General features: G+C 60.5%; 20 protein-coding genes and 3 pseudogenes. 12 read left to right on the top strand and 11 right to left on the bottom strand.

The window, feature by feature from the left end:
* Window positions 1–164 precede the first annotated feature (164 nt).
* Window positions 165–1,283 carry an ATP-binding protein gene (locus RFM98_RS29545; protein WP_320312047.1) on the top strand — a complete coding sequence of 373 codons (1,119 nt, stop codon included), beginning with the start codon at window positions 165–167 and terminating at the stop codon, window positions 1,281–1,283.
* 150 nt (window positions 1,284–1,433) lie between these two features.
* On the opposite strand, the gene repC is transcribed toward RFM98_RS29545, so the two are convergent.
* The 7 genes from repC to RFM98_RS29510 all read right to left on the bottom strand — a co-directional run bounded on the left by repC (window position 1,434) and on the right by RFM98_RS29510 (window position 8,462).
* Entirely contained in the window at window positions 1,434–1,910 is a 477-nt protein-coding gene (gene repC, locus RFM98_RS29540; protein WP_320312046.1) for a replication initiation protein RepC, read from the bottom strand.
* 316 nt (window positions 1,911–2,226) lie between these two features.
* A complete protein-coding gene (locus RFM98_RS29535; RefSeq protein ID WP_430682362.1) occupies window positions 2,227–2,871 on the bottom strand; it encodes a nitrogen fixation protein NifQ in 645 nt (214 codons plus the stop codon).
* Window positions 2,868–3,920 carry an LLM class flavin-dependent oxidoreductase gene (locus RFM98_RS29530; protein WP_320312044.1) on the bottom strand — a complete coding sequence of 351 codons (1,053 nt, stop codon included), beginning with the start codon at window positions 3,918–3,920 and terminating at the stop codon, window positions 2,868–2,870. Before RFM98_RS29530 ends, RFM98_RS29535 begins: the two co-directional genes overlap by 4 nt.
* A gap of 300 nt (window positions 3,921–4,220) precedes the next feature.
* The gene (locus RFM98_RS29525; RefSeq protein WP_320312072.1) at window positions 4,221–5,819 is read right to left on the bottom strand and encodes an SDR family oxidoreductase; all 1,599 of its coding nucleotides are present in this window, start codon (window positions 5,817–5,819) and stop codon (window positions 4,221–4,223) included.
* Between the two features lie 313 nt (window positions 5,820–6,132).
* Complete coding sequence (locus RFM98_RS29520) at window positions 6,133–6,774, bottom strand: nuclear transport factor 2 family protein (RefSeq protein ID WP_320312071.1); 642 nt, start codon at window positions 6,772–6,774, stop codon at window positions 6,133–6,135.
* 176 nt (window positions 6,775–6,950) lie between these two features.
* Window positions 6,951–7,196, bottom strand: coding sequence for a ferredoxin (locus tag RFM98_RS29515; RefSeq protein ID WP_320256007.1), 246 nt, complete (start codon window positions 7,194–7,196; stop codon window positions 6,951–6,953).
* 48 nt (window positions 7,197–7,244) lie between these two features.
* Window positions 7,245–8,462 carry a cytochrome P450 gene (locus RFM98_RS29510; RefSeq protein WP_320312043.1) on the bottom strand — a complete coding sequence of 406 codons (1,218 nt, stop codon included), beginning with the start codon at window positions 8,460–8,462 and terminating at the stop codon, window positions 7,245–7,247.
* Window positions 8,463–9,167: 705 nt separating this feature from the next.
* Here RFM98_RS29510 and RFM98_RS29505 point away from each other — a divergent pair.
* A pseudogene (locus tag RFM98_RS29505) lies at window positions 9,168–9,355 on the top strand (transposase); the annotation flags it as partial.
* Window positions 9,356–9,447: 92 nt separating this feature from the next.
* On the opposite strand, the gene RFM98_RS29500 reads toward RFM98_RS29505, so the two are convergent.
* Window positions 9,448–10,245, bottom strand: a complete 798-nt coding sequence (locus tag RFM98_RS29500) for a calcium-binding protein (RefSeq protein ID WP_320312042.1) — start codon at window positions 10,243–10,245, stop codon at window positions 9,448–9,450.
* A 917-nt stretch (window positions 10,246–11,162) separates the two neighbouring features.
* On the bottom strand, window positions 11,163–12,224 hold the full coding sequence (locus tag RFM98_RS29495) for a hemin-degrading factor (RefSeq protein ID WP_320312041.1): 1,062 nt from the start codon (window positions 12,222–12,224) through the stop codon (window positions 11,163–11,165).
* A 581-nt stretch (window positions 12,225–12,805) separates the two neighbouring features.
* Between RFM98_RS29495 and RFM98_RS29490 the strand changes: the two genes are divergently transcribed.
* The 10 genes from RFM98_RS29490 to tdh all read left to right on the top strand — a co-directional run bounded on the left by RFM98_RS29490 (window position 12,806) and on the right by tdh (window position 22,850).
* A complete protein-coding gene (locus RFM98_RS29490; protein WP_320312040.1) occupies window positions 12,806–13,126 on the top strand; it encodes a HesB/IscA family protein in 321 nt (106 codons plus the stop codon).
* Window positions 13,127–13,141: 15 nt separating this feature from the next.
* Window positions 13,142–14,359 (top strand): cysteine desulfurase NifS, encoded by a 1,218-nt coding sequence (gene nifS / locus RFM98_RS29485; RefSeq protein WP_320312039.1) that lies wholly within the window; start codon window positions 13,142–13,144, stop codon window positions 14,357–14,359.
* Entirely contained in the window at window positions 14,356–15,576 is a 1,221-nt protein-coding gene (nifV, locus tag RFM98_RS29480; protein WP_320312038.1) for a homocitrate synthase, read from the top strand. Before nifS ends, nifV begins: the two co-directional genes overlap by 4 nt.
* Window positions 15,560–15,940, top strand: a complete 381-nt coding sequence (nifW, locus tag RFM98_RS29475) for a nitrogenase stabilizing/protective protein NifW (RefSeq protein WP_320312037.1) — start codon at window positions 15,560–15,562, stop codon at window positions 15,938–15,940. The genes nifV and nifW overlap by 17 nt, the downstream gene beginning before the upstream one ends.
* A 183-nt stretch (window positions 15,941–16,123) precedes the next feature.
* A complete protein-coding gene (locus tag RFM98_RS29470) occupies window positions 16,124–16,975 on the top strand; it encodes an electron transfer flavoprotein subunit beta/FixA family protein (protein WP_320312036.1) in 852 nt (283 codons plus the stop codon).
* Between the two features lie 15 nt (window positions 16,976–16,990).
* Window positions 16,991–18,100, top strand: a complete 1,110-nt coding sequence (locus RFM98_RS29465) for an electron transfer flavoprotein subunit alpha/FixB family protein (protein ID WP_320312035.1) — start codon at window positions 16,991–16,993, stop codon at window positions 18,098–18,100.
* Between the two features lie 10 nt (window positions 18,101–18,110).
* A complete protein-coding gene (locus RFM98_RS29460; RefSeq protein ID WP_320312034.1) occupies window positions 18,111–19,418 on the top strand; it encodes an FAD-dependent oxidoreductase in 1,308 nt (435 codons plus the stop codon).
* Between the two features lie 9 nt (window positions 19,419–19,427).
* A complete protein-coding gene (locus tag RFM98_RS29455; protein WP_320223341.1) occupies window positions 19,428–19,721 on the top strand; it encodes a ferredoxin family protein in 294 nt (97 codons plus the stop codon).
* A gap of 171 nt (window positions 19,722–19,892) precedes the next feature.
* Complete coding sequence (nifA, locus tag RFM98_RS29450) at window positions 19,893–21,641, top strand: nif-specific transcriptional activator NifA (RefSeq protein ID WP_430682361.1); 1,749 nt, start codon at window positions 19,893–19,895, stop codon at window positions 21,639–21,641.
* A gap of 174 nt (window positions 21,642–21,815) precedes the next feature.
* The gene (gene tdh / locus RFM98_RS29445) at window positions 21,816–22,850 is read left to right on the top strand and encodes an L-threonine 3-dehydrogenase (protein ID WP_126083104.1); all 1,035 of its coding nucleotides are present in this window, start codon (window positions 21,816–21,818) and stop codon (window positions 22,848–22,850) included.
* Window positions 22,851–23,353: 503 nt separating this feature from the next.
* On the opposite strand, the pseudogene RFM98_RS29440 reads toward tdh, so the two are convergent.
* Both RFM98_RS29440 and RFM98_RS29435 read right to left on the bottom strand, forming a co-directional pair.
* Window positions 23,354–23,567: pseudogene (locus tag RFM98_RS29440) on the bottom strand (transposase domain-containing protein); the annotation flags it as partial.
* Window positions 23,568–23,663: 96 nt separating this feature from the next.
* Window positions 23,664–23,894, bottom strand: a pseudogene (locus tag RFM98_RS29435) (winged helix DNA-binding protein); the annotation flags it as partial.
* Window positions 23,895–24,337: the final 443 nt, after the last annotated feature.

Genomic DNA, 24,337 nt, shown 5'->3' with positions numbered 1-24,337 from the left:
GCGTGACCGTGCGGAGTGATCGGAACACGGCTTGCTGCGCGCCTCCGTTGTGCGGTATCCAGCTATTTATCCTTGCAATCTTAAAACGCGCCTTTTAATTTGCATGGATGATAGGCCGCCGTGTGCTACCTCAAGTTCGTCAGGCGCTTGCCCGTCAAGCTGCTGTGGCCCTCATCGGCCCACGCCAGGTCGGCAAGACAACGCTCGCCTTGCAGATTGGTGAAGACCTGGATGCACTCTATCTCGATCTGGAGTCCCGCGAGGACAGGAACAAGTTGTCGGATCCAGCACTGTTCCTGCGCGCCTACGAGGACCGTCTGGTCATCCTGGACGAGATCCATCGAATGCCAGAGTTGTTCCAGGAGCTTCGAGGGTTGATCGACGCCGGACGCCGGCGCGGACGCCGCACCGGTCGTTTCCTGCTTCTGGGATCAGCCTCGATGGATCTGCTGCGTCAAACGGGCGAAAGCCTGGCCGGCCGCATCGAATATGTCGAGATGACACCGCTGGACGCGCTCGAGATCGCTTCTGAAAAGCTGTCGGTTGAAAGTCTCTGGCTGCGTGGCGGGTTCCCGGACAGTTTTCTTGCACATTCGGAAGCCAACAGCTTCGCGTATCGACGCAATTTCATCCGCGCTTATCTCGAGCGCGACGTGCCGCAATTCGGCCCGCGGATTCCGGCGCAAACCCTCGAACGGCTGTGGACCATGCTTGCCCACAATCAGGCGGGCCTGCTGAATGCGTCACGCCTGGCGGCCAACCTTTCGGTCAGCGCGCCGACCATTTCGTCCTATGTTGATCTGCTTGTGGACCTGCTGTTGATCCGTCGGCTGCCGCCGTTGCACGCCAATACGGGCAAACGCCTCGTCAAAACACCGAAAGTGTACGTCCGCGACAGCGGGCTCGTACATGCCCTGCTTGGCATAGAGACGGCCGACAGCCTCGCCGGCCACCCGGTCGTCGGCGCGAGTTGGGAAGGCTTCGTTCTGGAGAATCTTGTATCGGTGGCGCCCGAAGGGACCCTCGCAAGCTTCTTCCGCACCGCGGTCGGAGCCGAGATCGATCTTGTCCTCCAGCTTCCAGCCAATCGCGGCGTCTGGGCAATCGAAATAAAACGCAGCCTGTCTCCTTCGCTGGGAAAGGGTCTGCATATGGCCTTGGAAGATGTTCAGCCCGACCGCACTTTCGTCGTGTACGCCGGAACCGAGTCCTATCCGATGGCCCCGAAAATAGAAGCTGTCGGGCTCACACAACTGGCATCGCTGCTAGGCGAACAGTCATAGTCGTATATCAGCAAGGCCTCAGACGAACCGGCTGAAAGGTCGAACAGGCCGGCCGAGCGGCCATTCTGGGTCAAGGACCTGATCGACCGCACGCTCTCCGTTCCGAGCTCATTGCCAATGGCGGCATCGGCGATCCAGCCCGGGACATCATCACCAGCCCTTTTTCTTCATGCTGTCGCGCAGCGCGTCGCTGATATCCAGCGAGCTGCTCCACGGCACCCGCCGCGCTCCTGCGCTGCTGAGGATTCCTCCGCACCTTTTCCGGCAGCAGCCTTCTCCAGCGCCCCCGACTCTGGCGTTGAGCAACGCGGTGACCATGGGCCAAACAGAGAATTTCTGCGCCCGCGCTTTTTCCGTGAGATCCCGCAGATAGCCGCCACAACTGCAGATGCGTTCGGCCCGTTGCAGGATCGCAGCCAGGGTAATCGACGCATTCTGTGAACCCATGACCTCCGCCGCCTCCTGCCAGGCGCCTGGGCTGACCCCAATAGTCGGCCGCGCCCTGTCCGCAACGGCTGCAAGTCCCGCCAAGTCCGGATTTGCGCCCCCTTCGTGTAATTTGCGATGGGCAGGCGCCCAGCACCAACGGCACGTCCCGTTGTGGCAGGCTGCGCACGTTGTCGTCATGCTCGGCGTCGCGGCCGGCTCCTTGTGGAGACAGGCCGTCCTTGGGTCTGTGATTCTATGGGGTGCTAATGTCTCTAAGAGACTAGATGTGACCCGATAGTGCTATGAACAGGTCATGCGCCCGTTCGTTTGGTTAGTCAAATATGATCGCCCCTGCTTCCGAAATAAGAAGATCTCGACCCGAGTCGAATCGACCATCGCTCACCGCGATCATGCGATGAAGGTCCCCTCCTCCCGTGTAACGTCGCCGGGAAAAGTGCCTACGGCTCGATGGCGATCAAGGTTGGCTGCCTCATAACACTGACGAAAGCTGCTCTTAATCCAATGCAAATCCATTTTTGATTCGTGCAAGGCGATTTTCGCCTTCCTCCGGACCGAAGCAGCCTGCGAAATCATTGCATTCCCGGCAACTGGGCGCGGTGCATAGCGAAAACCCTTCGGCCTCACAGAGCTTGCGGTAAAAGTACTTCTTCCATTTCATGTTTTGGGTGTTGCCGGCCGCCAGCGTCGGAAAATGCGTGGCAAGCAGGCGGCTGAGCTCGGTGCGATTGAAAAGGCCAAGGTCCTGCCAGAGATGGTCATTGCGCATGGCGCGCCGGGCGATGATCTTGGCAAACCGGGCGCTTGCCGGGTCGCCCGGCAGGGCATGGGCCAGGAGCAGCTCGCGCAAAAGTTCTTCCTCCGGGTCCGGCTCGGGCTCGCCCATCTCTTCCAGGGCGAAGGCCTTGAAGGGGAAAGTGGGGAAGCTGCTGGCCAGGACATCGCGCAGCTCGGCGCGCGAAAGACCGGTTGCCTCCGTCGCCGTCGCCTCGCCGGCCTCGACTTCCTCGAGTGCACACGAAAGCACGCAGATAAGCACATGCTGATCAAACTCCAGCTGATACGCGGCGATTGGCCGGCGCAGAGGCGGCCCCAGTGGTGGGCGAGCATGGGTGCCATTCTCCTGGTTTTGTCCCATCAACCGCCCTGATGATCGAGCGACTTGTTGACCGCCGGGATGATCTTGTCTCCCCAGAGCTCGATCTGGCGCAGCATCGTCTTTTGGTCGAAATCCCCCAACTGGGTCTGAATTGCGATCTGGTTGGGTTTTAAGATATCGATCTCTTCCAACAGGCGATCGACCACTCGATTCACGTTGCCGATCGGCAGGTTCCGGCGCATCGTCGCGAATGACAAATCTTGCTGCGTTGGCGTTTCTTTTAGCAGATAGCCGTCCAGGCTCTGCTGGCGATGCTGATGCAGTGCTTCAGACAGCCGGCGCTGGAAGCGGGCGTTGTCGAGATAGCTATTGATCTCTGCCTCGTCGTCGCTGGCATAGCAGCAACGTAGCAAAGATATCTTGGCGTCCGTGACATTCTTGCCTTCGGCAGCCGCGGCCTTCTCGATGGCTTCGCGCAGGACGCGCAAAGTTTCTAATCCGTTATGGAATGCCGTCACAAAAAGATTGTGTCCCTCACGATAGGCCCGGCCCAGGCGGGCCGTCCCGGCGGCGATCCAGATCGGCGGGGTCGGCTTCTGGACGGTGCGCACCGAAATCGCCGTGGGGGGTATGTTCTCATACTGACCGTCGTGCTCGAAGATGTTCTGGTTGAGGCCCTTTTGAAGGATGTCCAAGTATTCCGAAAAGACCGCCGGCGCCTCATCGATATTGACGCCGAAGCGCTCGAACTCGAATTGCTGGTATCCCGAGCCGACGCCAAGCTCGAGGCGGCCATTCGCAACAATGTCGGCGAAGCCGATCTCGGAAAGCAGGCGCTGCGGTTGATAGAGCGGCAGCACGCACACGGCAGTGCCAAGGCGAATGGTACTCGTCACGCCGGCGCAGTGCGCCACCATCATCAAGGGCGAGGGAATGAGGCTATAATTGTTGAAGTGGTGCTCCGCGAACCACGCGGTATCGAAGCCGGCCTGCTCCGAAACGACGGCCTGTTCGATGGAGTTGCGGATAACGCTCTCGCACGATTGGTGATATCCGCGCTGGGCCGCCAGGATGAAGGTTGCGAATTCCATGGTGTTTCCCTGTTTACAGAACGGAGCTAGCCATCGGGAGATGCTCTGGGTGCGCACGAGGCGCCTTGGCCGCGGCCTCGATCTTGCCCTTGGCGGCGGCGTGGTCATGCGGCAAGCCTTTCGGCGGTTGCAGGCGCACCGAGCGGTTGGAACTGCTTCGACAGCGATGAGGACGGACTGTTCGTCTCGCCGAGGATGACATCTTCGGTCACAGCAGTGCGGGCGCGGCGCCCGACCGAACCATGAACCCTTGGACGAACTCGGCGTCGATGAGCCGCGCGCCTGACGAGTAGTCGACGATCAACACGCGGCCTCCGCAAAATACTCGTTATTGAGTTCGCTGGCGTTTCCGGCATCACCGAAAGAGGTCCAGCCGCCGTCCACGTACAGGATCGAGCCGTTGACATATGAGGCGGCGGACGAAGCCAGGAAGAACGCTGCGTCAGCGACGTCTTGCGGCTGTCCCAGCCTGCCCATCGGGATGCGTCGTGCGATCGTTTTCATGTCGATGCGGCCGACCTTCGCCAACTGAGCAACGCCGGGCGTGCAAATGAAGCCAGGAGCGACGGTGGCCGTCCGTATGCCGACCGGCCCGAGTTCGGCCGCCAGGCATCGGGTCAGAATGTCCAGCCCCGCCTGGGAGGCACCGTAGGCATGGCGCGGCGCGAACGGCAGAAAGCTGTTGATCGATCCGATGTTGAGGATCACGCCGCCAGCGCGCATCGTCTTGATCGCTTCGCGAGCGCAGGTGAAGGCCCCGGTAAGATTGACATCTAAGACGCGTTGGATGTGTTCCGGTATTTGTTCGATTCCCAACGACAAAGTGTCGGCGGCAGCAGCACCGTTGACGAGCACATCGATGCGCCCGAAGCTCGCCCGCATCTCTTCGAATAGCGCAACCACCTCGCTCTCGACGGCCACATCCACGCATTTGGCCGGGTTCTTGCCGCGGAGCCACGCAGCGAGTTCTGCCGCTGCAGCGCCATCTCTATCAGCAATCACAACGGTATCGCCGTTTGCTGCAAAGCGGCGAACCACGGCCGCGCCTATGCCGTTCGCGCCGCCGGTGACGAGCACGATTCGCGCGTCGGTGCGTTCGGCCGGACAGCACAGTTCGGCTTTGGGTATCCCATCCACCTGCGGGTGCGCATCCCCCGGCTGGTTGAATGACATCCAGCCTCCGTCGACCGCCAGCACTGAACCGGTGATGTAGCGCGCCTGCGAGCTGGTCAGAAAACGCACGGCGAGAGCGATCTCGTCCGGATGCGCCAAACGCCCCAGCGGCACGCGGCGGCGCACGGCCGCTAGGTCCACTTTGCCCGCGCGTTCCAGTTCTGCCACCATCGGCGTGCGCACGTAGCCGGGCGCTACCGCCGTCACGCGAATGCCGCGAGAAGCCCACTCACATGCAAGCGACTTCGTCAACGAGATCAGGCCCGCCTTCGAGGCCGCGTAGGCGTTGCGTTTGGGATTGCCTACGACGCCCGCCATCGAAGCGACGTTGACGATCGCACCGCCCCGCCTCATGCGCCTCGCCGCTTCGCGGGCCATGACGAACGGTCCAATCAAGTTTACTGCCAGGGCGAGGCGGAAGGCGTCGACACCAGTGTCGACGCTCGCAGCCATGGTGGGTCCCATCGCGGCGTTGTTGATGAGGACGCTGATCTGGGCGAACTGTGCTTCGACCCGACCGTAAAGCGCGAGCACATCCTCCTCCCGCGAGACGTCGCATTCAAGGCCAAGATGCGGGTGGCCGAGACCACGGGCCAGTTCAACGACGCCACTGCCAGGAAGGTCTACCGCAACGACAGTGTCTCCATCCCTGGCAAGAACTTCGACCAGCGCACGGCCGATCCCACCCGCGGCGCCCGTAATGATGACGATGCGTCCTGTCTGCATGTTGAGGACATCCTTCGGCGATTTCATCCAATCAATTTTGAGCGGCAAAAGATGCGTCGCGCTAAAGCAGCGCGTCCTGGCGATGGCCAGTTGCGGACCCGGAAAGACGACGCAGCGATCCGGCAGCGATCCAACTTCCGATTTGGTAGCCGAGGCTGCTGAGGGACCGGCCAAGGACAGGAGCTTGCCGTGATGATCTGCGCTGCCAAGGACCCGTACATTTGGGCACAACCAGTGTCGTCGGCGGGCTCGTGGGACAGAGCCGATCGCTCACGCCGTCGCGGGCAGAAAGGCAATCCAATTTGGCGCACCTTCACCGGCTAGTCTTTCGCCGGGATCGCTGTGGCATCGCAAAGTTGTCATGGCCTTGATTCTCCTCGGCGGATGCGGCTGTGTCGTTCGAAGCCCCCGAAGAGTCATGGGGAGAAGGAATGCGACGCTTTCCGAGCCTGTAGACCGGATCGTCCGGATGCGGTGCTCCGATCGGCCGTCGCGGGCCGAACCGTTCTGCCTCAACGATCGCTGGTGGGATCTGCTCCTCTATCCAATCGTAGACAACTGTCCGTTCGGCAATCCGCCACTCCCCTTCCCTCTTGTGAAACAGATCGCAGTAACGGCCGCACAGGAGCGTCTGGCGTACGTCTCCGTCTTTGTCCGGTGCGCGTTGCAGCGCGGTGAAATAGCTCTCGACCGCAGCCTCTGCCGAGCTGATGAACTCGATCAGGATGTTGGTGATCTGGTGGATGTTACGGGGTCCGGTCTTGAAGACACCGAGTGCAAACTCGATGAACCCCTCTGCAGGGCCACAATAGGCGCCGTGATTGTCATGCGCATCGGGCCAGTATGCGCTGCGTAGCGCCGCTTCATCGGCGCGGTCGATCCCGCGGCAGTACCGATAGAGGCAGTCCCGGATCGCCTCACGGTCGATTAGTTGGGCAATTTTCGTCTGTTCCATCGGCTCTGCCACAAATTCTGTGATCGGAAGAGGTGTTTCGCGAACCGCACCTTGGCGTTTGCGCATCCTGGGGGGCTTCTCGATGCCGCAGGTGCCCCTGCGCAGTTGGACGAGGACGGTGGTGGAACAGAAGGCGCGTGCCTCAGTTCCCGTATGGGCCACTTGGTCGATCCCTTTCATGCCCGCCGGACTCTCGGTGGAATGACGTCCGGTTCACTCGTGCTGCAGGGTTCACGGTCGAGTTTAAGTGCACGTTCGGGACAGGATCGCGCACCTCGCGATGCAGTCAGTTCCTCCCCTTCCGCAACTTCGATGTTACCGGCCAGGATGTAACCGGCGTCATCGAGCTTGAAGATGTGTGGCGCGTGCGCCGCGCATCGCGCGTGACCCTGGCATTTGGCATTTTGGACGATGATGCGCATGGCGCTGCCTCCATTGTCTTTGCACCTCGGCACGGGGGCGGGGCTTGGTCAGGACCAGTCTAGGATCAGATTTTCGATCCCGAACACATGGCCGCCAGAGGTGATGGGTGCCGTACCCTTCTTGATCCGGAAGGCGGGGATGCGCGCCAACCACTCCTCCAGGCCAATGACGATCTCGCGCCGGGCAAGATGTGAGCCAAGGCAACGATGGGGACCATAGCCAAAGGTGGCATGGCGGTTGTCCTCTCGCGCCAGATCGACCGTGTTGGGGCATTCGAATTCCGCCGGGTCGCGGTTGGCGATCATCGTGGCGCAGGAAACATAATCTCCCTTGCGGATCGGCGCGCCTTCGAAGTCGATATCTTTCGTTGCCACGCGGATCAACTGAACGGTCGGATAGGCGCGCAGCAATTCTTCGGCCGCGGCCACGATCCGGCCTGGTTCGCCGCGCAGCAATTCCTGATCCTTGAGGTTGCGTGCGAGATAGGCCAGGTCAAAGCCTATGGCTGCTGCAACAGTGTCGAGCCCGGCAACAAAGACAAGCACGCCGACGCCGCGTACTTCCTGTTTCGTCAGGCGGCGGCCCTCGACCTGTGCCTGCACGACGAACGTCATGAAATCATCAACCAGGTCCTTGCGGCGGACGGCTGCAAGTTCATCAATGAACGATACGATCGTACGGGCCGCGGCCGGCCGTTTCACATCGTCGCCGTGGAGCAGATCTCTCCCCCATCCGACAAATGTGTCGATTCGGTCATCCGGTAGCCCTAGGAGATGAAGGAAGATGTTTACCGTGAACGGAAATGCGAAATCCTTCATGACGTCGCAGCTTGTGCGCGATGCGGCGATCCCGTCGATGAGCCTGATTGCCCGCTCGCGGACAGCCGGCTCCAATGCCGCCACCCGCTTTGGCGAAAACAGGGGATTGAGCAATGAGCGAAAGGCGCCATGGGCAGGGGGATCAAGTTCAAGTGGGATCATCGGCCAGCTTTCGCCCAACGCGGAGGCAAAGATGCTGCGATGGCTGGAAAAAGTTTCGGTGTCCTGCAGCACCCGGCGCTGGTCGCTGGCGCGGGTGATCACCCAGGTGCCCCTGCCGTCGCGTGTGTTGAGGGGTGAATAAAAGATAGGCGGGCCGGAATGGACGCAAGCGACTGCTGCGTGGGGATCCCCGTTGGGAGTCGGCGACATGCCGGGCGAAGTGAACAGGCTGAACTCCCTCACCATTTCGGGCGGAACATGATCTGGAACCGGATTTGTCGCCATTTGGCCTCTTCTCCTGAACGCCAGGGGTTCATGCGCTCGATTGAGATTGCCGGCCGATCTCACGGTCGATTGGCCAGCACCCGGTAAGTCCCAGCTCTAGCGCGTCGTGATTGTGTTGCGCGATGCAGCCAAACTGCGCACCAGCGCAAGAGATCGGTCGCGCATTCAAGCAGCAGAGGCATCTGCTTCGTGCTGCGGTTCTAAAGCGTAACCCACTGGTTATCCCCATTGAAGTTGTGAGACTGGTCAATCATCGCTGAGCTCCGTGACGCACTGCTGCTGGCGCCCCGAAATCATCTAAGCAAGTTGCGTGCCGGATCGGCCGTATCGATGGTGCTGAACCGATCTATGCTCAGCCACCACCGGGACCGCCGCTCATTGGATGACCACATGTCCTCCCGGCAAAACGTCCGACAACCGACACCTGCGGTCAGCTTTGTCGCGTCCGCGACACGGGGACAGTTCGGCTTGGCTCCTGCCAAACTTTGGTTCAGACCAATTTAACAGTATGCAGGACACTCTTTCTGAGGCTCTTCTGCCAACTTGGCATAATGTCGAGACTCTTTGGTGGCCGCGCCAAGCATTGCGGTCTCGCCGAGTACCGCAGCCATTCGGCTTTCTCCCTCGCAGACCGACGGGATGCTCAAGGCCTTGATTGAATGGCCGATCGAGGACGATTGGCTATAGGAGTGGATGTGCGCGAACTATCTGAAGGTGCGCCGCGGCGGCCGCGTCGTCTCGGTCGCGGTGATTATCGCCGTCGGCGTCGACCATTGCCGCGAGGTGCTTGGCATGAGGTCGGCATCTCCGTGGCCAAGCCGACCTGGACGGGGCTCCTGCGCAAACTGACGCGCCGCGGCTTCGGAGACGTCAAGCTTGTCGTCTCCAACGCGTCTCGATCGCGGTGATTATCGCCCTCGGCGAAAGCGGCGGTGTATCTACGCGGTAGCGCATCTCGTGCTATCCGATCCAAGGTTCCCGCGGATCAGACGAAGGTAAAGTCCCACGCGCTCAACCCAAGCCCGGCCAGATCCGCGACGCTGTGGACATTACCGAGATGAGCAAAATCGTCGGCATGGTTATCGGAGGTGACATAGGCCAGATTCCCTGACTGGGTCAACGGGTTATAGTAAACGATAACGTCGCCGATACGCTCATTGGAGATCGCATCCGCGGCCTGGGAGCCGTTGCTGAACGAGTTGGTGAGCACGACGACATGCTCGCCGTTCGCGCCCGCGGCGTCGCCGCTGTAGAAGGTGTCAACTGGATGGCCAGACCGTGAGCTGGCGTGGTTGACGAAGTTGGCGCCAAAACCGTCGCTACCGAGGCCGACTGCATCGAAGGCCAAAGTGTCATCCGCCGGGTTGAAATCCAAGATCGAGGTATTATCCGGGTCCGGCCCGAAATGCGGGTCATATCCAGGGATCGGGTTGTGGAATTGGAACACGAACGTGTCGTTGCCTGTCCCCCCGGTCAGATAATCCCTGCCGTCACCAACAAAGAGGGTGTCGTTACCCGGACCCCCATAGAGCTTGTCATTATCCTCAGCAGTGATGCGCGGTCCGTCTCGCCCGCTGTCGCCGTAGAGGTAGTCATTGCCCTCCTCGCCAAAGACATGATCATTACCTGTGCCACCGAAGACTCGGTCATTGCCGGGCCCCGCCGAAATGGAATCGTTACCGGCAAGAGCGTCAATCCAGTCATTACCGTCTGGATCTGTGATCACATTTTCACCGTTGGTGCCGAAGAGGGCGTTGTCGCGCGGACTACCATGGATAGCCATCAGAGACGCTCCTTATCCTGCATCCCCACGCCACCTGAACCTTTTCATATCTCTCTTCAGGTTATTGGCAAAATTGATTGTTCCGATTCAACATATTTACGCGATGGATGTGTGTCATCCTCGGGTGCGCCATGGGCGCCTCCGGGTCGTGCGCGCAATGACGCGAGGCGCGGATGCCGGAAGAACACGCGCGGCCTGCGGGCGTCCTGCTCTCCCGGTCGCGAGTGGATGTCTAACGCTTTGATATCGGAGAAACGTGATTGGAAGATTGTTTTCCAGGAAATGTGGTCATTGAGCAGGACCTTATTGAAGCCGGAGCCTCCCGCGGTGGAAGCAGGGGCAGAATGATCGTTGGTCCTTGCAGCCGTTTGTTTGACGCAAGGTGGTTGAATGCCTGAACAAATCAATCCGGCGCGGCACTCCTAAGCGAGCGGCAAGCGGCCGGGGCATTTCGGTTCGCGGCAGAGATCACCTCCATCTGCCCACGCACGGGTGCTGTCGCCAGATTAAGAGTTGTTCCCGCCTGCGGATCAGATCACAAGCAAGCAATGCCCAGCTAGGGATCTTAGTACTTTGAGGACGGCTACTTGAAGGAAGCATGGGCCTCGTTTTGGAGCACGGCCGCAAAGTTGGACTGACTGACCGACAAAACAACCTTCGCCGACAGCTGACGCATGTGGCCGACATCGGTCAACCTTCAGCGGAATTCGGGTAGTAGCTCGTCGAATTTCGAGCGGTGAGATGTCTTTCCTCGCCAAGCGCGCAGGCGATTGCGACGATCGAGCGATCCGTGACAGCACGGGAAGCAATAGCTAGGCGCTCACTCGCTCCGCAGGCAAAGCGATGGCCAGCAGAATGCCGAGCCCCGGCGACGGGTGCCGAGCGAAACCGGAAAACAACATGCAATTGGTCTCGCCTCATGCAGCGGTCGGACCGGGAATGCGTGGCAGGGTCTCGGCCAGAAACCGCCAGTCCTCGCGCTCGCCCTCGCCTTCGCGGCGCTTGCCAAAGAACTGGATGATCATTTTGCCATCGGCGCCGTAGGCTTCGAGCGAGGTGACGTGACCGTCCTTGGTCGGCTTGCGAACGGCCCAGACCTCTATGATGTGGTGGGTCCCGAGATGCAGGTGGAAGGTCTCGTCGAGCACATTGATCCACGGCCCGATTGTTTTGACCCACTTGATCGGACCGGAATGGATCTGGATGCAGCCACGATTGCCTACAAAGCACATGATCGGCATTTCGTCTTCGGCCGCCTGTTGAAACATGGCGCCGATGGCGTCCTTTTCGAGCGCCCAAGCGTAAACCTCGCCGACCATACGCACCGCCTCGCGGCGGCTGAGCTTCAGTCTCTTCAACATGTCGAAGAACTGATGCACGTCCGTCAGCTGGCTCCAGCACTCGCGTAGATCCTCCACCGTGGCGGCTTGTCCAGGAACCTCTGCGTCGTCGTTGGCTCCGCTCGCCTTGAATACTACGATCGGCTCCTGGTTCGAGGATTCCAGCTCAGCCACCAGCTTCTGATAAGCATCGAGATTTGAGGCGGGCCCGAGTTGCACCTTGTGCATCGCCTTGCCGGTGGCATCAAAGAATTGCAGGCTACGGCTAATGTCCTTGCCATTGCGCTTCTCGACAGCAAAGCCATGTGCCCAAACTTTCGGGAAGATGCGCAAGTCGATGTCGTCGCCAAGTACCAGGGCATGCTTGTTGCCGGTGACCACCTTATCGTAGACGCCGATCTTTTCGTGCACAGCACTTTCATTGCGGGTATGCGCCACCACCTCGCCGACCGCTTCGAGGCCGGTCAGCAGATCATTGACGCGCGGTTCGACGCGAATCGCGCCCAGACCGCAATGCGCGGCGACCAGTTCCGCTTCCGAAATGCCCAGTCGGGCGGCGAGATCGTGCTCACGGATCTTTGGATTGTCTTGCTGCGCCCGCCGGATTTCGTGCGGCGATGGTCTCTCGCGCTGGTCCATGTGTTAACGACCTTCATCTGCTTGTTGAGGATCAGTTGCCCTGCCGGGTGGTCGGTCGACTGAGCGCAGCGTGGTGCTCGATGTCGACCTCCTGCTCGTCCAGGACAGTTGCTGGCGAGAGTGCGTGATCGCCATCGAAACCGGCGTGTCGCCTGAGCGGCGAGGAGCCGATTCCACCCGCGCAGAGCGGTTCTGACCCAACCCTGACATGTGGCTTGCTCCATTCCATCGATCGCGAGGGCACTCGCAGCATGATTTTTGTCTCGGCGGTTCTTGCCGCATCGCCAATGGGCGTTTCAAAAGTCGTGCCAATTCACCTGAACAAGCGCAAAACAATGTTCCGCACACTCATCAATGATTTATGTGAGAGTTCAGTGGGAACCGAGGCCGGACACTTTGTGTCACGTACTCGACAAACCCGACAGTGTGTGTCGGGTGCCCGACGTCTTTTCAGCAATGGCCAACAAGATTGATAGCGCCTCTAGAGGGACCGCGCCGTGTTGAAATGGTTTTTTCCTCTTTTGGCACGATCCCTGCGGCGTGATCCGCAAAGACGTCACGGATTGAGGAGAAATCTTGCCATGATCACGCTCACCGACAATGCTGTTGCCGCCGTCAAGACCGCTCTTTCCAGCACCAGCGAGCAAGCGGAGGGCTTTCGCATTATGGTCCAGACCGGCGGCTGCGCCGGGTTCAAATACATAATGGGCCTGGAAAGCGTCTCGCGCCAGGGCGATGTGATTACGGAGACAGATGGGATCAAGCTGTTTGTGGATGCAGACTCCCAACCCCATGTCGCCGGCATGACCGTCGACTTCGTCACCGGGCTCGACTCTTCCGGCTTTGTCTTCGACAACCCCAACGCGCGGGACAAGTGCGGCTGCGGCAAGTCCTTCAGTTAACTGAGGACTGTTCGCATGAGGCCTGTCTACCTCGACAACAACGCAACGACACGGGTCGATCCTGACGTTGTGCGAGCGATGTTGCCGTACTTCACGGATCAATTCGGCAACCCTTCGTCGACGCACGCTTTTGGCGCCTCAGTCGGTGCGGCGATAAAAAAGGCGCGGCGGCAGTTGCAGGCGCTGATCGGCGCGCAGTTCGACGATGAGATCACCTTCACCTCGGGTGGAACAGAAAGCGACAATGCTGCGATCCTTTCGGCGCTCGAGCTCACGATCGACCGAACCGAGATCGTGACGTCCGCGGTCGAGCATCCCGCCGTATTAACGCTGTGCGCGCATCTTGAGCAGGTTCGCCGCGTCAAGGTCCACACGATCCCCGTGGATCGTCGTGGCCGGCTTGACCTCGACGCCTACAAGGCAGCCCTCTCGCCCCGTGTGGCAATCGTCTCGGTAATGTGGGCGAACAACGAGACCGGTACGATCTTTCCCGTGGCCAAGCTCGCCGAGTTGGCCAAGGAAATTGGCGCCCTTTTTCATACCGATGCAGTGCAGGCGGTTGGCAAGCTTCCGATGGACCTGAAATCGACCGCTATCGACATGCTGTCGCTCTCCGGCCACAAGCTTCATGGCCCCAAAGGGATCGGTGCACTTTGGATAAAGCGTGGCGTGCACTTCCGCTCGATGATCAAGGGAGGGCACCAACAGCACGGCCGGCGTGCCGGTACCGAGAACACGCCCGGCATAGTCGGGCTCGGCACGGCGGCCGAACTCGCCTTGAAATTCATGGACGACGCGACCACACGGGTAAAGTCGCTGCGCGACCGCCTGGAGGATGGGATCCTCCAGCGCATCCCAAACACCTGTGTCACTGGCGATCCGATGGAGCGGTTGCCAAACACCGCAAACATCTCCTTTGAACATACCGAAAGCGATGGGATCCCACATCTGCTGAGCCGCGTAGGCATCGCCTGTTCCTCCGGCTCCGCCTGCACCTCCGGTTCAATGGAACCCAGCCATGTCCTGAGCGCGATGAAGATGCCACACGGGGCAGTCCGCTTCTCGTTTGCGCGCGACAACAACGAAGAAGACGTCGATCGGGTGCTTGAGGTCATGCCGGCAATCGTTGAGAAGCTGCGTGACTCTCCCGGTTCTGGGCCGCGTGGGCGAAGTCCCGAAGACGTTCGATCCGGTCTATACCTGAGCGGAAGCAGAACAGGCTGCCGTTCATGAGCCGTGATGTCTTCCTCAACGACACGACCTTGCGCGACGGCGAGCAGGCGCCCGGTGTCGCCTTTACGACGGCGGAAAAGCTGGAGCTCGCCGAGTCTCTTGTCGCCGCCGGCGTCCCAGAGATCGAGATCGGCACGCCGATCATGGGCGCCGACGAGATCGAAACAATTCGCGCCGCGGTCGCGCGGCGTCTCCCGGTTCGGCTCATGGCCTGGTGCCGGATGAAGGCGCGGGATCTCGACGCAGCGATCGAGAGCGGCGTCGGCGCCGTCAATCTGTCGCTGCCTGCGTCCGACATCCAACTTGCCGCCAAGCTCGGCCTCGATCAGGCGGGAGCGCTCCAGGTCATCGAGGATATGGTCAGGCGCGCAGCCGCTGCCGGCTTCTTCGTCGCTGTGGGCTGCGAGGATGCCTCGCGGGCTGATGGGGATCATCTTGCCCGCGTCATCGAAACGGCTGCGCGCGCCGGCGCAAGCCGCGTCAGGCTGGCCGACACGGTCGGCATTCTCGACCCCTTTTCGACTTTCGAACTTGTCGCCCAGCTCATGGCGAAGTCTGAAATCGACCTCGAATTTCACGCGCACAACGATCTCGGCCTTGCGGCCGCCAACACGCTGGCCGCGATCCGCGCAGGCGCGCGCCATGCGTCCGTGACCGTCCTCGGGCTCGGCGAGCGTGCGGGTAATGCCGCGCTGGAAGAAGTAGCGGCCGCGATGGCCGTCATCGACGGCGCGGATACCGGCATCGAGCTGACCGCATTGCCCGACCTCGCCGCCCAGGTGGCTTGCGCCGCCCGCCGGCAGACGGCGACTATTAAGCCGGTCGTCGGCGCCGATGTTTTCACCCACGAATCCGGCACTCACGTCGCAGGGCTGCTGAAGGACTCGCGCGCCTACCAGGGGCTCGACCCGGCACTCGTGGGCCGCTGCCGGCGTATCGTCATCGGTAAGCATTCCGGCGCCACCTCGATTGCCCGTGTGCTGAGCGAAAGCGGTCGCGATCTCGACCCGGATTTGGCAGCCGCGATGGTGGCCCGCGTCCGCCGCAAGGCGGCCGAGACAAAGTCGACCATTACTGCGGCTCAACTGGTCGAGATCTACGATGGAATGTGCAGCGAGGCACGCTTCGCGGATGTAGCGGTCCAGGCCAGCTGGGCGACGAACACAGCGACACCACAGTTGCCCGACCAGGGAGAATGCGATGAATTGTTCCGCTGACGGCCGCCCCATCGATGTTACCGACATCCTCGCGCGACTGAAGGGCCTGTCGGCCGCGGAGGAGTTCTTCGCGGTCCTTGGGGTCTCTTATGACCCAAAGGTGCTGAATGTCTCACGGCTTCATATCATGAAGCGCGTGGGCCAATACCTTGCCGAAGAAGATCTATCCGATCTGCCCGACCAGGTGGTCGCCGCGCGGGTGCGCGCAACGCTGCTACGCGCTTACGAGGACTTCACGACTTCCTCGCCGCTTAAGCACCGGATCTTCAAGGTGCTCAAAGACCACGATCCCAACAAGCCTGCCACGCCGGGCCGCACCTTCGTCCCGTTCGAGTCCGTACTGAAGCGGTTCGCAAAAGAATGAGCGCGATATGGTTGCGACGCGACAATGTCGGGAAGCCGACAAATCGTGTCATCACGGACGCGCCCCTGGAAGGAACCAACGGAGTCTCGAGGAATATGAGCACGCAAAACAGTTGGCACGAATGATGCTGCCAAAGATCTACTGCCAAGCCCGCATCCGTATTGAAGCCCAAAGAGACCGCCAATGCACATCGTAGTCTGCATCAAGCAGGTGCCGGACTCGGCACAGATACGGGTCCATCCCGTTACGAACACGATCATGCGTCAGGGTGTGCCTACCATCATCAATCCTTACGACCTATTCGCCCTCGAAGAGGCTCTTAGACTGCGCGACACTTACGGCGGCGAGGTCACCGTGCTCACTATGGGTCCGCCCATGGCGGAGGACGCGTTGCGCAAGACGCTCGGTTACGGCGCGGACCGCGCGGTGCTGTTGACCGATCGCTATTTTGCGGGCTCCGACACGCTGGCGACCTCCTTCGCTCTTTCCCAGGCAATCGCGAAGGTTGGCGAGACGTTCGGCACGCCAGACATCGTCTTCACCGGCAAGCAGACGATCGATGGCGACACTGCTCAGGTCGGGCCCGGCATCGCCAAGCGCCTCGATCTCATGCAACTCACCTATGTCGCGAAGATCCCCTCCGTTGACCACGCTGCGCGCGAGATCAAGGTCGAGCGCCGCTGTGAAGGCGGCACGCAGATGCTGAAGAGCAGGCTCCCTTGTCTCATCACCATGCTGGAAGGCACAAATGAGATCCGTCGGGGCTCGCTCGAGGACGCCCTGTACGCCGCGCGTAGCCAGGTCCTGAAATGGAGTGCGGCCGACGCCGGCATTGATGACCTCACCAGATGCGGCCTGCGCGGCTCGCCGACGGTCGTCAAGCGCGTTTTCGCCCCTACAGCGCGGGCGGAAAAGGCGGCACTTATCGACACCCCCGAGAGGAATTTGCGTGATCTCGCTGACGAACTTATCGCCGCAATCTTAACCCGCGGGCCAGCGCTGGAACAGGAACTCGCCTTCAACGGCGGCGAATGACGGCAAGGAGAGACGATGTCGAGCGCGAATCGAGAAGCCCCTCGCCCTGCCTCCGGCCGTGCCGGCACAAAGAAGGAGCTGCCCGACCATTTCAAGGACTATCGCCACGTCTGGGTGTTTATCGAGCTCGAGCGCGGCCAGGTCCACCCGGTATCGTTCGAACTGCTCGGTGAAGGCCGCAAGCTCGCTGACAAGCTTGGCGTCGAGCTCGCGGGAATCGTGCTCGGACCGCCAGGAGAGACCACCCAGTCTGCGGTAGCCGAGGCCTTCGCTTATGGCGCCGATCTTGTATACAACGTCGAGGCGCCGCTGCTTGCCGACTATCGCAATGAGCCTTTCACCAATGCGATGACGGATCTGGTCGATGCCCATAAACCCGAGATCCTGCTTCTTGGGGCGACCACACTCGGCAGGGATCTTGCTGGTTCGGTCGCAACCACCTTGAAGACAGGGCTCACGGCCGACTGCACCGAACTCGACGTCGATACGGACGGTTCGCTCGCTGCGACCCGTCCAACTTTCGGCGGTTCCTTGTTGTGCACGATCTACACGCTCAATTACCGGCCGCAGATGGCGACGGTGCGACCAAGGGTCATGCCCATGCCGCAGCGGATGGATAAGCCGGTCGGGCGTGTCATCCGGCACCAGCTATCGGTAGCCGAGGATGACATCGTCACCAAAGTCCTCGGCTTCCTGCCGGATAGCCAGTCTGGAAAGGCCAATCTTGCCTATGCCGACGTTGTGGTTGCGGGAGGCCTCGGTCTAGGCGCGGCGGAGAACCTGCAGCTTGTGAAGGATCTCGCACGAGCAATCGGCGCCGAGCATGGCTGTTCGCGCCCGTTGGTCCAAAAGGGCTGGCTGTCGGCTGATCGGCAGATCGGCCAAACAGGCAAGACCATCCGGCCGAAGCTTTACATAGCGGCAGGAATTTCCGGCGCCATCCAGCACCGGGTTGGCGTCGAAGGAGCGGATCTCATCGTGGCTATCAACACCGACCCGAAGGCGCCGATTTTCGATTTCGCCCACCTCGGGATCGTCACCGATGCGATCCGCTTCCTCCCCGCACTGACGGAGGCCTTCACCCGGCGGCTGTCGCCCCACAGTCGCGATAAGCTTGCGAGCTAGGGAGATGGACATGATCGAGGAAAAATTCGATGCCATTGTTGTTGGGGCCGGCATGTCCGGAAACGCTGCTGCTTACACCATGGCAAGCCATGGCCTGAACGTGTTGCAGTTGGAGCGAGGTGAATATCCGGGCTCCAAGAATGTTCAAGGTGCAATCATGTACGCGAACATGCTGGAGAAGATCATCCCGGATTTCCGGGATGATGCGCCTCTCGAGCGGCATTTGGTCGAACAGCGGCTTTGGGTGATGGACGACACTTCCCACACCGGGATTCAATATCGGTCGGACGACTTCAACGAGGCGAAGCCCAACCGCTATACGATCATCCGCGCCCAGTTCGACAAATGGTTTTCGCGTAAGGTGCGCGAGGCCGGCGCGACGGTTCTGTGCGAGACGACCGTGACCGAACTCGTCCGCGATGCCAAGGACAAGGTGGTCGGCGTCCGCACCGACCGGGTCGGCGGAGAGATTTTCGCGGACGTTGTCGTTCTCGCAGAAGGTGTCTCCGGACTACTTGGCACGCGCGCCGGGCTTCGCGAGATGCCGAGGCCAAAATCCGTGGCGCTCGCCGTCAAGGAAATGCATTTCCTGCCTGAAGAGGTCATAGAGCAGCGGTTCGGCCTCAAGGCCGGTGAAGGCTGCGTGATCGAGGCAGTGGGTACAATCTCCCGCAGCATGGCCGGGCTCGGCTTCCTTTACACCAACAAGGAATCGATCTCACTGGGCATCGGCTGCCTCGTTTCGGATTTCGCTTCGATGATGGAGAGCCCATACGTCATACTCGATGCGTTAAAAAACCATCCTTCGATCCGGCCGCTGATCGCCGGCTCGGAGGTGAAAGAATATGCCGCGCATCTCATTCCCGAGGGTGGCTACAATGCGATTCCGCAGCTGTTTGGCGACGGCTGGGTGGTGGTCGGCGATGCTGCGCAGTTGAATAACGCCGTCCACCGGGAGGGTTCGAACCTCGCCATGACCTCCGGTCGCATCGCGGCTGAGGCAATCATGCAGGTCAAGAGCCGCAAGCGGCCGATGACCAAACAGAACCTAATCCTCTACAAGACCATGTTAAACAAGTCCTTCGTGATCAAAGACCTGAAGAAATACAAGGACATGCCGACCCTGCTCCACACCAATTCCCAAAATTTCTTCACGACTTACCCGCAGCTGATGTCGCAGGCGGCCCAGAACTTCATGCGGGTCGACGGCACCCCGAAAATCGACAAGGAAAAGGCGACCACAGCTGCCTTCATCAAGGCGCGTTCGCGTTGGGGGCTGGTGAGCGACGTGGTCCGCCTGGCATTCGCCTGGCGCTAGGAGGACGAGATGACAATCGCAGTGCCACGCATTGAAGAGAAGCTTTACCAGAACCGCTATCTGGTCGATTCGGGGCGTCCACATATAAAAGTGCGACCGCACCAAAAGCCAAGCGCCAACCTGCTCGCGTTGACCCGCGTCTGCCCGGCCCAATGTTATGAATTGAACGACAAGGGCCAAGTGGAGATCACCGCCGACGGCTGCATGGAGTGCGGCACCTGTCGGGTACTGTGCGAGGCCAGTGGTGAGATCGAGTGGAATTATCCGCGCGGCGGCTTCGGTGTCCTCTTCAAGTTCGGATGACCCGCGCACGCGCGCGCCGTTGCCAGAGCCGATACCTGGAATTGTCGCGATTGCAACATGACAATTTGCAATTGAACAGGGGCTCGTGAATACTAGGATGTAGCGAGTCGAAAGAAAGGCGCTTTGGGAGGGGCACCTTACAACCCCTGAGGCGTTTCCATGGGTCAAGTAATGCGGGATCAGGTGCACGAGGTAGGGCTTGGCGACGCACGGCCACCTATCAAAGCGATGCACGGGGCAAACATCCCGCTCAGGGGCCTCTACGAGATATCCGAGATCCTGACTGCCCCCACGCGGCTGCAGATCACGCTTGGCAATGTCGTGAACATTCTCTCCTCGTTTGTGCAAATGCGTCATGGAGAAATGGTCATCAAGGAGGCGGCCGGGGAGCTGGAGATTGCCGCAACTGCCGGCAACAAACACGCTCCTCAATCAGATTGGCGCCGCTTCACACCGCAGGCCGTGGTAGACCGTATCTGCGCTACGGGGAGGCCACTCGTCATACACGATGTCAGCAAGTCCGAACTATTTCAGGCTGATCTCCAAACGGCTTCGGGCGGCGCAACCATGCCAGTTACCTTTATCGGAGTGCCAATAGAGGCTGAGGATGAAATCCTCGGTACACTGTCGATCGACCGTATCCGGGACGGCGCCGCCAGCGTGCATTGCGACGAAGACGTGAGCTTGCTGACAATGGTCGCCAATCTTGTCGGCCGGACTATCCGCCTCCATCGCATCCTGAGCACAGACCGTCAGCGGCTCTTTGAGGAGGAAGGGAGAGCGGAGAACTCGCGCGACGACAAGGAGGCCCGCCCTGCGCGCCATTCGCCTGTCAAAATCGACGGGATCATCGGGGAAAGTCTCGCACTCAAGCAGGTGCTTGAAACCGCCGCGGTCGTGGCAAGGACCAACTCCACCGTGCTTTTGCGGGGTGAAAGCGGCACCGGCAAGGAATTTTTTGCGCAGGCCATCCATAAGCTTTCGCCTCGCAGCAAGAAGGCTTTCGTCAAACTGAACTGCGCCGCACTGCCTGAAAGCGTTCTGGAATCGGAGTTGTTCGGGCATGAAAAGGGCGCCTTCACCGGGGCTGTCGCGCAGCGCGCCGGCCGTTTCGAATTAGCCAATGGCGGAACCCTGTTGCTTGACGAAATCGGCGAGATTTCGCCTGCCTTCCAGGCAAAGCTCTTGCGCGTCTTGCAGGAAGGCGAGTTGGAGCGCGTCGGCGGCACCAGGACGCTAACGGTCGACGTCCGGCTCATATGCGCCACCAACAAGGATCTCGAGACGGCTGTCGTGAATGGAGAGTTCAGGGCCGATCTTTACTACCGTATCAATGTGGTGCCAATCATGCTGCCACCGCTCAGAGAGCGACCCGGCGATATTCCACGCCTTGCGAAGGCCTTCCTCGATCGATTCAATAGCGAGAACCATCGCGAGCTCGCCTTCGCGCCGTCGGCGCTTGACCTGATCTCGCAATGCTACTTCCCTGGCAACGTCCGTGAGCTGGAAAACTGCGTGCGAAGGACGGCCACTCTTGCGCGTTCAAGCACTATCGCCACTTCAGATTTTGCCTGCCAGAATAGCCAGTGCCTGTCTTCCCTCCTCTGGAAAGGAGCCGACCGTGCAAATGACGGCAATGCCAGCGATGAGTTCGGCCGCAACAGGATGCCGGTTGAATCGCCGCTGGGAGCCAGGCGCACCGGCGCCTCCGAGGGCGCGGCGGTGCCCGTCAACGCCCGCGGTCCGAGCCATCCTGCCTCGGGTGCAACAGGCATGCGTGTGACCGATGGCGACCGGCTGATCGACGCGATGCAGAAGGCCGGCTGGGTTCAGGCCAAGGCTGGTCGTATCCTCGGCCTGACGCCGCGGCAAGTCGGCTATGCCCTGCGTCGGCATGGTATCGAGGTAAAGAAGTTCTAACGCCCTGCGAGGTCAAACGTCCTCGCGCTATGTGCGAGTGGTGCCTTTGAGACGCCACTCGACGCAGCGCATGTAGAATCGAGGCACTACGTCATCGGCTTCTCCTTCCCGGTGGTGCCGAAGGGCCAGGCGCGCATCCACACGCAGATGTCGGCGGATTCAAGGAACAAAAGAATGTCAAACATGATGAAGGCGCTGGTTAAGGCCAAGGCCGAGCCGGGCATCTGGATGGAAGAGGTGCCGGTTCCGGAAATCGGCCCCAACGACGTGCTGATCAAGGTCAAGAAGACCGCGATCTGCGGCACCGACGTCCACATCTACAATTGGGACCAGTGGGCGCAGAAGACCGTGCCAGTGCCGATGGTGACCGGCCACGAATTCGTCGGCACGGTCGCCGATTTCGGCGCCGCGGTCACCGAATACAAGGTCGGCCAGCGCGTCTCGGGCGAAGGCCATATCGTCTGCGGCCATTGCCGCAACTGCCGCGCTGGGCGAGGCCATCTCTGCCGCAACACGCTCGGCGTCGGCGTCAACCGTCCCGGCGCCTTCGGCGAATACATGGTGATCCCGCAGCACAATGTCGTGCCGATTCCCGACGACGTGCCGGACGAGATCGCCGCCATCTTCGATCCGCTGGGCAATGCCGTTCACACCGCATTGTCCTTTGATCTCGTCGGCGAGGATGTGCTGGTCACCGGCGCCGGGCCGATCGGCATCATGGGCGCGCTGGTCGCGCAATGCGTCGGTGCGCGCAAGGTCGTGATCACCGACATCAATCCGGTCCGGCTGGATCTGGCGCGCAAGCTCGGCGTTCAGCACGTCGTCGACGCCTCGAAGGAAAAGCTGCGCGACGTGATGCCTTCGATCGGCATGAGCGAAGGTTTCGACGTCGGACTGGAGATGTCGGGCGCGGCACCCGCCTTCCGCGACATGATCGACACCATGAACAATGGCGGCAAGATCGCCATCCTCGGCATCGCGCCGACCGGCTTCGAGATCGACTGGAACAAGGTCATCTTCAAGATGCTGCACCTGAAGGGCATCTATGGCCGAGAGATGTTCGAGACCTGGTACAAGATGATCGCTTTGGTGCAGGGCCCGCTGGATGTTTCCGGGCTGATCACGCACCGCATCGGGATCGATGATTTCCAGGTTGGGTTCGACGCGATGCGGAGTGGTAGTTCGGGCAAGGTGGTGATGGATTGGTAGAGGTTATGCCTTCGTCAAGCCTTGGCGCTGCCAGCGCCACACACGTCAGACGTTCGTTTGGGATTGAATACTGGCGGATAGTGACGCTCGTCGAGCATTCGAGGAAGGGTCCAACCCCGCCGTTCTGACGAACTCGTACTCCGCACAGGAGATCAAATGGACGCAGAGGATCCCAACGTCATCATTGTCAATGGTCAGCGCCTCGGCAATACGGTTGTCCGGCGCTATGATAGGGGTAAGAAACGGGAAAACTCGGAAATCCGATCCTGAGACCGGCGAACCAAAGCGTTTCAATGCGGTAACCAAAACCCAACCATTTGAGATTGTTGATGATGTTCTGGTCACGAACTTACCAGATTAGTTCCGCTCGCCGCTCGACGTCTCTCCTGCTGTTGACGGAGTGGCCATGCGCCGATCGCTCATTCCGTTGGTTAGAAGCACGAAGCACTGGCCGGCGGGATCGATGGTAAGCGCGAATTTCCCCGCGCGTCGCCGCCGCCCTTTCAACGACGGTCGCTTTCAAACGGACGCGTCCGGGCGGATCGGGCTGCAGCGGCTTTGGCGAAGTTGAAGGGCTTCGTCGATATCAGTATCGACAGCGCGTTGAGGCAGTTCGGTGAGAACGTGGCGCAACCATGCGAGCGGCTCGACGAGTGAGGCGCGGCAGGTCAGCACCAAGCTGTAGACGATGGTGCTGGCCTTGGCTCCGTCGACGGTAGACCGATTTTCGATAGAAGTTGCTGGAGCTGCCGGATGACCCTCCGGCGCGAAATCCCTTTGGAAGCCAAGCCATCCGTATGTCCAGTCCTGACTTCAACCCTTTAGCCCAAAATGATTAGCACCAACTGTGTCTTGTCCCAAACAGGCTTCGAGCGCCGCTACGCCCTTTACAATCGCCGCTCGCTCGTCCGCACTCAGCCTCTCCAGCAACTCCCTTTCAAACGTCTTCGCCAGCGGCACCATCTCGCGATAGGCGGTGAGCCCTGCTCTGGTCAGCGCCAGGTTCCCGACGCGGCGATCGTTCTCGTCGGGCGTTCGCGTCAGCTGGTGCAACACCCAAAGTTTTGTACCTACAAGCCAATGTTTGTACTTGGAGCGGCCAGACACCCCGGAAGTTCCGGCCCGGGCGATCCAAAGACGGGGAGCACCTCAAAAGGTGAACAGGGCTAACTTATAGGCGCGGACAAAACGGGGAGCAGGTCAGCGGGCCCCTAAATCAAATCTGGAACTGAAACTCATTACATTGGAAGCTTGACCTCTTCGTGGGAGGTTTAGCGATGGCGCACAGCGGCTCCGGGATCAGGCTGGGATTCCAGAACACACCTCGGTCGGTATATCGCTTTTTGACCAGCAGAGGCCGACATCAGCCCCGCAGTCGGTTTTGCAGTGCCTGCCGATCAACGGCAAGATAGTCGAGGTGCAGCCTGGCTGGCTGCCGCCTTTGCCCCAGTTGTCCGACCAGCGCCCTCGTGCCGTCAAGCACAAAG

The organism is Mesorhizobium australafricanum (assembly GCF_033977265.1).
In the GTDB taxonomy this organism is placed as follows: domain Bacteria; phylum Pseudomonadota; class Alphaproteobacteria; order Rhizobiales; family Rhizobiaceae; genus Mesorhizobium; species Mesorhizobium australafricanum.
This window is presented reverse-complemented; position numbering and strand designations above follow the sequence as displayed.